Source organism: Methylomonas methanica (assembly GCF_001644035.1).
GTDB lineage: Bacteria > Pseudomonadota > Gammaproteobacteria > Methylococcales > Methylomonadaceae > Methylomonas > Methylomonas methanica_A.
Window position 1 is genome coordinate 1 of sequence record NZ_LUUG01000069.1, and the last position, 10,207, is coordinate 10,207.

The window sequence follows — 10,207 nt, forward strand, 5'->3', positions numbered from 1 at the left end:
TAACGGAGATTTCCGATGTTAGAAAATGTAGACGTTCCCGCCGTTTCTTCTTCTTTGGTTGCCGATGGCAACCGTCTTGACTTCCTTCCTAAATATTTCGGCGGCATCGAGTTGATGGTAACCGGTGAAATGCTGGTTTATCAAACTGCCGAGACATTATGCCCCGATTACAAGGGCGGCTATTGGTTGTTTCATGAGTTGAGCAACGGCGGCTTTTATATGGCTCCTGATTCCGATGAACCTATGCGGATTTCGGTCGATGGTAATTGGTTCGATGGTGTTATGTCATCCGACGCGGCCGGCATCGTGATCACGTTGTTTGCCGTCAATAGGCTGATTCACACGATGCACGGGCGGCGCAATGTTGACGCGCTGATTGACCGGTATCATTGGTTGCGGGCGTTCGCGGCTGAACATGCCGACGCTCGCTTGATCCTCGCAGCTATCGATTAAGCCATTGCCCCGGCTATGTGCCGGGGCTTCTTTTCTATTGGCCGGGCGCGTTGCTCTGGCCTGTTACCGGAGGTTTCCGATGTCTGTTTTGATTACCCAAGATTTTGACCATTATGTAACAGCCCCGGAGGCTGTGACTGTTGAGCGTTATGATGAAATGCTTAATGTACTGCCGCCGCAGAACTGGAAGCGTTTAGGCGGCTTTCCAGGCGAGTTTTTCCAGCTGTGCGAGTTCTACGCGGGCGATGTAACCAGTTATTTTGTGAAGCTGGATGATTCCAGGTGTTTTGCGTTCCGTGATCATGCCTGGCTGCACCCTCAACAGGTGCGGGAGAAAATCGAGACGGTTATTGATGTTGCTGATCTTTTGAAGTGGGCTGACAATGCAAACCGTTAATATTCCGGTCACATTCGACGATGTAGCGGCCTTAGAGTTTGCTATCGAACTGATCATGGATGATATACGCAATACCGACCACCGCGATTTTCCCAATGATGAAGAGTTTGATTGGGCCATCAATCGCAAAAAGGCCGAACTTGAACGCATTAAAGAGTTAGTTTTTTTAGCCACTCGGTAAAAAACATTCCCGCGCTTCGGCGCGGGCTACTTTATCCATTTTTATTTGGGGATGCCACCATGAGAACCGTAGAAAACGCGCGAATCCGGGTAACTGTTTCCGATGCACAATGGGACGCCTACGTTAAGCGCGTGCCTGATCATTTACTGACGCAAACTTTGCCGAGCGGGGATACTCGGCACCATGACCTAAACGCCATCGTGCGAGGTCGTATTTTGTCCGATGCCATGGAGATTATCGGCAATCAATCCGAAGCGGCTCTATTGGATCGAGAGCCGTTCGCTTTGACCGCCCAGGAGGTACACGATATTGCGTTTAACGTGTATATGAGTCACTGGCTCCGCAATCATAGCAAGTATGGCGAGGGCGTGACGTTGGGGCGTTACGTGGCCGGTAAGCGCTTGAGTGGTGGCATGGCCCATGAGATCGACGCGGCCCGCGCGTATGCACAAGCGGCATTGCGCGAATTGGACTACGAAAAACTGTATCGGGATACGGTTGATAAATATCTACCGGGTAGCCAGGTGGATATTTTCAGAGCAGCCCAGGAGGGCAGAAGCGCGGACGCGAACAGCGACGTTGAAGAGGCGATCTATTGGCGCTGGTATCAATGGGGCAACGAACGCAGGTTTCGCCACCGCTTTGATAATACCGACGATTTTAAGATTGAAGTCATCGACGCCGATGCGATGCCGGCGCAGATTGGCTTGTGCCGCTACTTGCAGCACGGCGGGCATTCTTGCTCTTTGCATTAAAAGGACATAAAAACTAGGATGGTTTTTTGTTGCGATGTAAAGCGAAAACGCTTGACAAATAAGCAGCAAAGCAAGACAATAGACCCATGGTTTCGGGCTACCGCCCAACCATCAAGAGGCCGGGCACTTCGCTCTGGCCAGTTTACCGGAGAATGACGATGGCAGCAGTAGTTAATAAAGTGATTTTGGTTGGTTATTTAGGCGCTGATCCTGACATGCGCTATATGCCGAATGGCACGCCCACGGCCACTATTAGTTTGGCAACCACGGAAACATGGAAAGACCGGAACACGAAGGAACGGAAAGAGCGCACGGATTGGCATCGAGTTGTATTTTTTGATGGTTTGGCAAAAACCGCAGGCGAGTATTTAAAAACCGGCTCGCAGGTGTACATCGAGGGACGTTTGCGTAATCGTCGGTGGCAAGACAATACCGGCGCGGATCGTTTCACGACTGAAATTGTGGCGCGTGATTTACAGATGCTCGGCAAGGCGCCGCATGCGGTTAGTGCGCCGGCATTAGACGAACCACCGTTGGATAATTACGAAGATGGCGATTATTAAGCGCTTAAATCGCCCCGGTTCGCGCCGGAGCACGGTTTGTTCTTGGGAGTAGACGCGATGCTCGATGAATCACAATTGCCTGTTTATGTTCAATACCTTTGCTATCTGCATAGCGCACCCGGCATGTGGGAACACTATTCCGGTTATGTTGAGGTGTACGCACCGAAAACGGCAACCGATAGCGAGGTTTTCGAAAAAGCAGTGCAAACGCTTAGCCGTAGCAGTTTTCCAGATCGACCTAGTTTGTCGAGCTGGGTACTGGAACACATAGAACGCGCATAGTTGCCACTATTTAGGATTAGTTAGCCATGAAAATATTATCAATAGCCAATCAAAAAGGCGGCGTCGGCAAGAGCACGCTGTCTGTGCATGTTGCCTACGCGGCCATAGAGGCCGGTATGCGGGTGTTGCTGGTCGATATGGACAAACAAGCCAGTTTGTCGCTGTCGTTCCCGGCTCCTGGTAACGCGGAACCCGGTTTGTTCGCCTCCCGCTTGTACACGCCCGGCGCAATGGAGGCGCGGCCTCAAGTGCTTACCGAACGATTAGGCATTATCCGGGCGGATAATGCGTTGCTGTCCATCGATAAGGCGGAAAACGAGGTGATCCGACAACCCGGCCAGGCCTTGCGGCAGTTTGCGGCGGATTACGATTTGTGCGTGATCGACACGCCGCCTTTGTTGGGTATCCGCCTGATGGCCTCGTTGGCCGCTGCCGATTACGTGGTAACGCCGGTATCTATCGGCCTGTACGAGTTGGCCGGTGTTGCTGACTTGATGGCGACCATCCACGTTATCCGCACGCAGGGGTTTAACCCACGGTTGAAACACATCGGCATTTTACCGATGAAGGTCAATAGCCGCAGCACCGATGCTATCAAGGCACTAGCGGCACTTCAACAGCAATACGGGCCGATCATTTTAAAAGAGGCCTTGGCCGAACGTGCGCCGGTTAAGAAAGCTATCTCAATGCGTCGGCCGGTTTGGACGCATACCAGCGGCGAGGGCCATTTAAAGGCTGCTCACGAATGGCGTGCGGCGTGCGCCGCTATCCTGGATCGATTGAACTAAGGGGGGAATATGAACAGTGTAAACGCATTATTCGGCGGCAGTGGTGTTGATACCCTGTTTGGGGCCAGCGGCAACCCGAACGAATACGACCTCATGGCTAGTCTCGATGATATTGAGATTGGTAGCCAGGATCGCGAAGAGTTCGAGGACGAGAACAATCAATTAGCCGATCTTGGCCGCAGCCTTCGCGACAATCAATTGCAGCCCATTATCTTACGGGCCAATCGCCCCGGCAGCGACAAGCCGTTTTTGCTGGTGGCCGGTGAGCGGCGTTGCAGAGCGGCCCGGATCGAGGGCTTAACGCACTTGTGGGCGCGCGTGAAGGAGTTGACCGACGAGCAAGCCGAAATCGCTCAGGTTGTCGAAAACATCCACCGGAAAAACCTCACCCAAATCGAGGAAGCGAAACGCATTGGCCGTGATCTGAAGTCGATGACCATGGACGCGGTGATGAAGAAATACAACATCAGCCGCACCCGTTTATCAAAAATGATGGGCTTGCTTTCCTTACCTGAGCAAGCTCGGCGGTTAGTGGTTGAGGATTTGAGCGCAGATGTAGAGGCGATTAACCAGCTAAAGGTAGTCGAAAAGATCGACCCGACGATAGCGAAGTCAGTCATTGACCAAATTAAAAGCGATGGCCCTAAAGCGAATGTGCGGGAGTTGATTAAAAAGGCAAAAGACAAGGTTAAGCCACCCAAGGTCAAAGAGGACAAAAAACCCGCTACGCAGGTGGAAATTTTCGCGGGCGGGAAAACTGATAACGCAGGCGACGATTTCGAGCAATCACCGGACAATACGCCCTCGCGCGAGTCGGTTGGTTTAGTGCTGAGCCTGGCGTACAGCGCGATTTTCCTACAAAACAGAACGGCTAAATCGGTGCTGGACGATATGAGCGAAGACGACCGGGATATGATCGAAGTCTGGTTACACGCGTTTTATGACAAAGGTGTGCAAAGCGGCGACGCTGGGCGTGATATGTTGGTGTTTTTGCGGGGCGATTTATTTGCTGCCGACGGTGTTGGAGCCTTCGCGTTGGCGGCGTTTGCATACGGACTTGATCGTGAATCTAAGTTCAGTCTGTTGAATATTTTTGGCAGTGTTAGGGCATAAGCCTGTATGGCCGAATGTTAAGATGGAACATTTCATAACGATATGAAACTTTATGACTAAACCCAGTAGAAAACGCCAATTGACGGCCGCCGAGTTTGAGGCGGTTCGTCCACTTCTGAATATATCGAAGGATCGCATCGATGCTGCCTATTCGGCGTTGGTGTTAGGCGATGTTTTACAGTCGGTCGCTGATGAATATGGATGGTCAAGGCAAGCGGTTAATGATGCCGCGCGTATTGTTTGGGACACATTTCAGGCATATAAACGTGGACAAGAAGCTGAGTTAAAGGCACTTAATGAGGTCTTACCGAAAGGGTGGGAAATGTTGGTAATACCTGCGCCTGTTGATCTAATCAATGAATTTAAGATCAACGTATCCGAAAGACGGGCATTGCTGTCGCTAGAAGCGGAACCGCTAAGGAATTTAACAAAGGCCGAATTACTTGCGACGAGAAAAAAACCGGCGAGAAGAAAAATCAAAATTGGTACTTAAACAACTGCAATGAAGTCACGCCTACCATCCAATAAGAATACAGCGCAAACACCCGGCGAATCGGAATTATCAAGCGATTGCCAGCTTGATATGTTTAGCTTTTTTTTGGCGAATACCGACGAAGCCCGCGAACAGCTTTCCAATACCTTTGATTTTTGGGACAGCGTGCCGCGTTATTCGGTGTCGCGACAACAGATGGATAAACTCGTCAAGGAAAAAGGTCATTTACCACTGTTTGAAACGACTTTTCAATACCACAAAACGCCGGTCACTGTGCAAATCCAGCCCGTACAAGTCAAGACTGAGGTAATAAATAAACAAACCGGCGAGAAGACCGAAACAATCAACCACTATTACCCTTCAGCCAGCGAAGAATTGGTTGAAGATGCACTAAGGAAAATCGCGACCGAGCAGAGCACGGCCTTTGTCGATGAAGACAACAAAAGTTTCGGCGTCAATTTCACCCTGAATCAGCTACGCAAGGAATTGAAAAGGCGTGGCCATACGCGTTCCTATCAACAAATTATGTTGAGCCTTGAGATTATGGCCAACAGCCGAATCCGCATAGAAGGCGACATATCGCTAGAATTATCCGGCAAAAAATTCATCGGATTTTTTAACGAGCTTACAACCGTTTCGCGCAAGCAACTGGAGGCCGACCCAAACACGAAATGCCGTGTGGTATTCAATCCTTGGATTAACCGCGCAATCCGTGAGCTGCACTATCGGCAATTTAATTATGGTCTGATGATGAGCCACAAGGCGCAACTTAGCCGGTGGCTTCACAAACAACTTGCACTCAAATACACCTTCGCAAGCCTTGTTCATCCGTTCAAAATGCACTACAGCACGATCAAGCGCGATAGCGGCTTGCTCGCCGCCTATGGTCGCGAACGTAAGGCGATTGAAGCAGTAGACGAGGCGTTTCAGGAATTACAAGATACCGGTGTGCTGCAATCCTTCAAAAAAGAAGTGGTGAGCGGCGCACGCGGCCGGATCGAGGACGTGGTCTACGTTCTCACCGCCACCATGGCCTTTACTTCGGCTATGAAGGCTGCAAATAAGCGCCTTTCTATAAACACGGAAAACGCCAAGACGTCCAAGCTTCCGGTAAAGAATAGGTAAGTAGTTTTAAGGGGCGGGTCGAGGTATTAACCCGTTGCCAAACTTGGCCTTTCAGCAGAACTTTTAGTTTGGCTACACTCTTATGCAAATGACCGGGCGGTTTGACCCGGTTTTGGTAGGTAGTTATAGGGGGCAGCAGTAGTTATAGGGGGCGCTTTAGGGCAAAAGCCGGTAGTCATAGGGAGCGGGTGGCAGTAGTTATAGGGGGCGGCGGTCTTTATACCTTGTTTTACGGCCGTCAAATGGGTCATTAGTCAGCGCCAGGTGGTAGTTTTAAGGGGCAGCTTTGCAAAACGACGGTAGTTATAGGGGGCGGCAGGCTATAAATCCGGTAGTTATAGGGGGCGGGTGGTTCTTCGCAATCCTTATTTTTCGGTTTTTTGAGACCAAAACAAACTATACAGGTAGTTTTAGCGGGCGGGACACACAAAAATAAGGCTGCAAGTTTATGATTATGAAGCAGAAAAAACAGGCTAACAGTCGCCTATCCTTTTATCCTTATATCAAGCCTTTTATTATCCGCTCAATGTAAAGCGATTTCGCTTGACATGTTAGCATGCTATCGCTAGAATAACCCACATAAGGCCAGTCACACCGACAAGGCCAGATTGCCGGAGGTTTCCGATGTTTCAGTTTTACCCAACTCCCCCTTCGTTGGCTCAAAAAGCAATTGCTAAGTTTCAATCCCACAACTATCGGCGGATTTTGGAACCTCAAGCCGGGCAAGGCGATCTACTCACGCCGTTACTTGAAAAATGGAGCCGGCACTATTCATCACGACACCCCGCGATAATCGACTGTATAGAGATGGATTTAAACAATCAAGCAATATTGCGGAGCAAAGGCCTAAACGTCATCGATAGCGATTTTCTCACTTATGACGGGGCTGGGATGTTTAGCCATATCATCATGAACCCACCGTTTTCATCTGGTGATGAGCATCTGATTAAGGCGTTCAATTTACTGATAGACGGCGAACTGGTCGCGATTCTGAACGCCGAGACCATCCGCAACCCGTACACATCTAAACGTAAATTGATTTGCAAATGGATCGAGGAATACGGTTCTGTCGAGTTTATTACCGAAGCCTTTCTTGATCCCGACACTCAACGGAAAACGCCGGTCGAGGTCGCTTTAATTTGGCTGAAAAAAACAATTGATATTAAATCGAATTTCACGAACGGTCTGGAGTTCGAGCATGTTGCAGACCTGGACTATCAAGACAAAAACAGTATTGCGTTACGACAAAACACCATCAGTAATGCGGTCGCCGTGTTTAATGCTGCTGTGCAAGCGCTCAAAACCGCCGAAATAGCAAGGGAAGAGGCCGATTATTACGCCCGGTTATTAGGCCGTCCCCTTAATGAGTTACACCGTACCAGTCAAGACGGCGATCCGGTCGCGATCCAAGAGCGTTTTAATAAAGGATATGATGATTTGAAAAAACGGAGTTGGACCAATGTACTCCATAGTACAGAGTTCGGTAAATATCTATCATCTAAAGCCTATCAACGGCTAGTCACTGAGTTTGAGGATATAGCGAAATTGTCTTTTACAGAGTCGAATATCCGCAGTTTTTTGATTGGCCTGGTCAATAGCCAAGGTGAAATGAATATACAAATGCTGCTCGATTGCTTCGATGAAATAACCAAATATCGACCCGATAACAGAGCCTATTACAAGGGCTGGAAATCCAACGAAAAACATAGAGAATTGGCCTATCGAGTCAAAATGACTCGGTTTATATTGCCGGTACGGAATTACCACGGAATACCGTGGGAATTTAAAAAACAGATGCAGGACTTTGATAAGGTTTTTGCCATGCTGGACGGTAAACTACATTGCGACAACGGCGCGGATCATGAATCTAAAGCCTGTTTGTGTTTCAAAGGTCTTTACTCATTGTTCGATGCCGGGTATCACGGGCCGGCAACATCAGTACGCCACACAACCGAATATTTTGACGTGCGTTTTTATGCCCAGGCCGGTACTTTGCACATTTACCCCCGCAGAAAGGATTTAATCGCCCGTTTAAATCGCTTGGTTGGTCAAGAACGCCAATGGTTGCCCCACGACGACAAGGCGGCTACAAAGGACTTTTGGAAACATTACGAAATGGCCGAGAAGATTACCGACGCGATGGTAATACCTCACGTGCAATTTGGTACACCATCGGATGACCGGATTAACGACGCTCACACTCAGGCTTGTACCGCTGCCGGTTATGATTTGTCGTCGATGTTCCAGTTAAGCGCAATGTCTGAGGCCGCGTAACGCAGTTTCGCACGGTGCTGGTGACAGCCGGTCATCGGATCGGCCCTGGTACCGTGCACCCTTTGTCACCATGGGGATGTCATCATGATTACGAAAACATTTCATCAAGCTAGGCGGGCAATGAGGCGGTTTGTCAATTGTCATATCAAGCAGACGTTTATCGGTTTTGACCGTTCAGCACCACCGTATAAACGACGGATTAAATCATTTTATTTCGCGCATTATTATTCGGCGCGGGCGTATTCGTTATTTAAACTATGTCAAGCGAAAACGCTTGACATAGAAGCATAAACACAGGATAATAAAACCATGGTTTCGGGCAACCGCCCATACCATCAGAAGGCCGAGCAATTCCGCCCTGGCCGGTTACCGGAGAATGACGATGGCAAGACAAACACCCGATTTGTTAGATCACGAATGGTTGGAAGATTCGAAGACTGGAAAATTTAGCCGTGTCGCGGTAGGCGCGGAAGATTCGACCTGGCGTTGTAATGCGTGCGGGGCAGGTGAGGCCGATCCCTATGAAGATGGTTGCCATAGTTGCGGCGAAGACGCGGACTGGTACTAAGTGAAGCTTAGCGGCAACGGATTGCCGCCTCATTATCATTGTTAGTCACTATCAAGGCCTGGTTACTCACTATGGCCGTATTACCGGAGGTTTCCGATGTTTAAAAACCATAAAACCGTTGAACGCGTTCAGCACACAGCAAATACCGAATTTCACCCGAAGACATTAGCAGTTCGAGCGGCTCAGGATGCCATCTTTATTGCACCGTACATTTCGAACTCCCAAGCGCGGGACATCGCTAATTCGCTACAAGGCGAGCACGGAGCGGCTATGATGAAACGCATTGTGGCTATCGCGTCGGTCATTGAGTCGATAGCAATATCGCCAGAGCAAACTGGCCTGAACGATAATACGACCGTTTACCTGCATTATCAGCTGCACAACTGGCATTGGTATATCACAGAGCGCATGGACGGCGGTCGTGTGGATCAGGCGTTTGGCTATGTGATGTTGGCAACGGATCGACAGCGCGGTTTAGAGTTTAAACCGGTCTCGATCATTGAGTTGCTGGCTCACGGGTGCGTTCTGGATTTGAACTTTAGCCCCCAGTCAGTTCACACCATTAAACAATCCAATATCGTGCATTAGCCATGTATATGATCGAAGAATTAGAGGCATTAGCCAACGAATTGCCGGCGTTAATTACCGCGCAAAAAACAGCCCTGCAAATGGCTCAACAGCAAATGACCGCATTGAAGGACGCCGGTTTGATCTATGCAAACGAATATTGGCGGGACGATAAATATATGTATCTGAATTACCCGACCGAAGGCGACGGAAAACGACAACGCCGTTATGTTGGGTGTGACCCTGAGCGTATCCAGGCCGCACGCGACGGCATTCAACGCGCACAGGACTATGATCGACTGCTGGCCGAGACGCGTAAAATTGAAAGTCTGTTATTGCAAGGGAAAGGCCGATTGCGCGAGGCCGTCAACACCTTGGCCGGAAAATCGCGATGGTGACAAAACAGCGAATCCGGATGCGTGGATCTGACACCAAGCCGAATTGGTGACATGGCCAGCGCCGCCAGGCCGGCGAATTGTCACCATTCATTAAATTGCATTTATAAAAGTGGCGTTTATATATTTATACAAAAGGTGGCTTAATATGAGAATTACAGAGGATATGGCCGCACGACTTATCGGATTAGTGATCGTAATTACGATGTGGCATGTATGGCCTCAACAATATGACCTGAATCCGTGACTTAAA

14 protein-coding genes are annotated in these 10,207 nt (G+C 49.4%); all 14 read left to right on the forward strand.

All coding sequences use genetic code 11. The annotated features are described in order from the left end of the window. The first annotated feature begins 15 nt into the window (after nt 1-15). The 14 genes from A1332_RS10915 to A1332_RS10980 all read left to right on the forward strand — a co-directional run bounded on the left by A1332_RS10915 (nt 16) and on the right by A1332_RS10980 (nt 9,957). Nucleotides 16-453 carry an antirestriction protein gene (locus tag A1332_RS10915; protein ID WP_064008522.1) on the forward strand — a complete coding sequence of 146 codons (438 nt, stop codon included), beginning with the start codon at nt 16-18 and terminating at the stop codon, nt 451-453. A 79-nt stretch (nt 454-532) separates the two neighbouring features. Continuing rightward, the gene (locus tag A1332_RS10920) at nt 533-850 is read left to right on the forward strand and encodes a DUF1419 domain-containing protein (RefSeq protein ID WP_064008523.1); all 318 of its coding nucleotides are present in this window, start codon (nt 533-535) and stop codon (nt 848-850) included. Continuing rightward, nucleotides 837-1,031: a hypothetical protein gene (locus tag A1332_RS10925; protein ID WP_064008524.1), complete on the forward strand. Its 195-nt coding sequence runs from the start codon at nt 837-839 to the stop codon at nt 1,029-1,031. The genes A1332_RS10920 and A1332_RS10925 overlap by 14 nt, the downstream gene beginning before the upstream one ends. 59 nt (nt 1,032-1,090) lie before the next feature. Next, complete coding sequence (locus A1332_RS10930; RefSeq protein WP_064008525.1) at nt 1,091-1,786, forward strand: hypothetical protein; 696 nt, start codon at nt 1,091-1,093, stop codon at nt 1,784-1,786. Between the two features lie 158 nt (nt 1,787-1,944). Next, nucleotides 1,945-2,349: a single-stranded DNA-binding protein gene (gene ssb / locus A1332_RS10935; RefSeq protein ID WP_064008526.1), complete on the forward strand. Its 405-nt coding sequence runs from the start codon at nt 1,945-1,947 to the stop codon at nt 2,347-2,349. Between the two features lie 57 nt (nt 2,350-2,406). Next, complete coding sequence (locus A1332_RS10940) at nt 2,407-2,631, forward strand: hypothetical protein (RefSeq protein ID WP_064008527.1); 225 nt, start codon at nt 2,407-2,409, stop codon at nt 2,629-2,631. Between the two features lie 26 nt (nt 2,632-2,657). Beyond that, nucleotides 2,658-3,419, forward strand: a complete 762-nt coding sequence (locus tag A1332_RS10945; RefSeq protein WP_064008528.1) for a ParA family protein — start codon at nt 2,658-2,660, stop codon at nt 3,417-3,419. Nucleotides 3,420-3,428: 9 nt separating this feature from the next. After that, nucleotides 3,429-4,532 (forward strand): ParB/RepB/Spo0J family partition protein, encoded by a 1,104-nt coding sequence (locus A1332_RS10950; protein ID WP_064008529.1) that lies wholly within the window; start codon nt 3,429-3,431, stop codon nt 4,530-4,532. Nucleotides 4,533-4,584: 52 nt separating this feature from the next. Continuing rightward, complete coding sequence (locus A1332_RS10955) at nt 4,585-5,025, forward strand: TrfB-related DNA-binding protein (protein WP_064008530.1); 441 nt, start codon at nt 4,585-4,587, stop codon at nt 5,023-5,025. Between the two features lie 105 nt (nt 5,026-5,130). Then, nucleotides 5,131-6,150, forward strand: a complete 1,020-nt coding sequence (locus tag A1332_RS10960) for a replication protein (RefSeq protein ID WP_157203995.1) — start codon at nt 5,131-5,133, stop codon at nt 6,148-6,150. Nucleotides 6,151-6,774: 624 nt separating this feature from the next. Next, entirely contained in the window at nt 6,775-8,424 is a 1,650-nt protein-coding gene (locus A1332_RS10965; RefSeq protein ID WP_082879644.1) for a DUF4942 domain-containing protein, read from the forward strand. A 382-nt stretch (nt 8,425-8,806) separates the two neighbouring features. Beyond that, nucleotides 8,807-8,992 (forward strand): hypothetical protein, encoded by a 186-nt coding sequence (locus A1332_RS10970; protein WP_064008533.1) that lies wholly within the window; start codon nt 8,807-8,809, stop codon nt 8,990-8,992. 96 nt (nt 8,993-9,088) lie between these two features. Then, nucleotides 9,089-9,580, forward strand: a complete 492-nt coding sequence (locus tag A1332_RS10975) for a hypothetical protein (RefSeq protein ID WP_064008534.1) — start codon at nt 9,089-9,091, stop codon at nt 9,578-9,580. A gap of 2 nt (nt 9,581-9,582) precedes the next feature. After that, the gene (locus A1332_RS10980; protein WP_064008535.1) at nt 9,583-9,957 is read left to right on the forward strand and encodes a hypothetical protein; all 375 of its coding nucleotides are present in this window, start codon (nt 9,583-9,585) and stop codon (nt 9,955-9,957) included. Nucleotides 9,958-10,207 lie beyond the last annotated feature (250 nt).

Bases quoted from the DNA above. Each gene is read 5' to 3' on its own strand.
- A1332_RS10970 (WP_064008533.1), top strand. From the start codon at position 8,807: ATGGCAAGACAAACACCCGATTTGTTAGATCACGAATGGTTGGAAGAT.
- A1332_RS10945 (WP_064008528.1), top strand. From the start codon at position 2,658: ATGAAAATATTATCAATAGCCAATCAAAAAGGCGGCGTCGGCAAGAGC.
- A1332_RS10920 (WP_064008523.1), top strand. From the start codon at position 533: ATGTCTGTTTTGATTACCCAAGATTTTGACCATTATGTAACAGCCCCG.
- A1332_RS10940 (WP_064008527.1), top strand. From the start codon at position 2,407: ATGCTCGATGAATCACAATTGCCTGTTTATGTTCAATACCTTTGCTAT.
- A1332_RS10950 (WP_064008529.1), top strand. From the start codon at position 3,429: ATGAACAGTGTAAACGCATTATTCGGCGGCAGTGGTGTTGATACCCTG.
- A1332_RS10975 (WP_064008534.1), top strand. From the start codon at position 9,089: ATGTTTAAAAACCATAAAACCGTTGAACGCGTTCAGCACACAGCAAAT.
- A1332_RS10925 (WP_064008524.1), top strand. From the start codon at position 837: ATGCAAACCGTTAATATTCCGGTCACATTCGACGATGTAGCGGCCTTA.
- A1332_RS10930 (WP_064008525.1), top strand. From the start codon at position 1,091: ATGAGAACCGTAGAAAACGCGCGAATCCGGGTAACTGTTTCCGATGCA.
- A1332_RS10965 (WP_082879644.1), top strand. From the start codon at position 6,775: ATGTTTCAGTTTTACCCAACTCCCCCTTCGTTGGCTCAAAAAGCAATT.
- A1332_RS10980 (WP_064008535.1), top strand. From the start codon at position 9,583: ATGTATATGATCGAAGAATTAGAGGCATTAGCCAACGAATTGCCGGCG.
- ssb (WP_064008526.1), top strand. From the start codon at position 1,945: ATGGCAGCAGTAGTTAATAAAGTGATTTTGGTTGGTTATTTAGGCGCT.
- A1332_RS10955 (WP_064008530.1), top strand. From the start codon at position 4,585: ATGACTAAACCCAGTAGAAAACGCCAATTGACGGCCGCCGAGTTTGAG.
- A1332_RS10915 (WP_064008522.1), top strand. From the start codon at position 16: ATGTTAGAAAATGTAGACGTTCCCGCCGTTTCTTCTTCTTTGGTTGCC.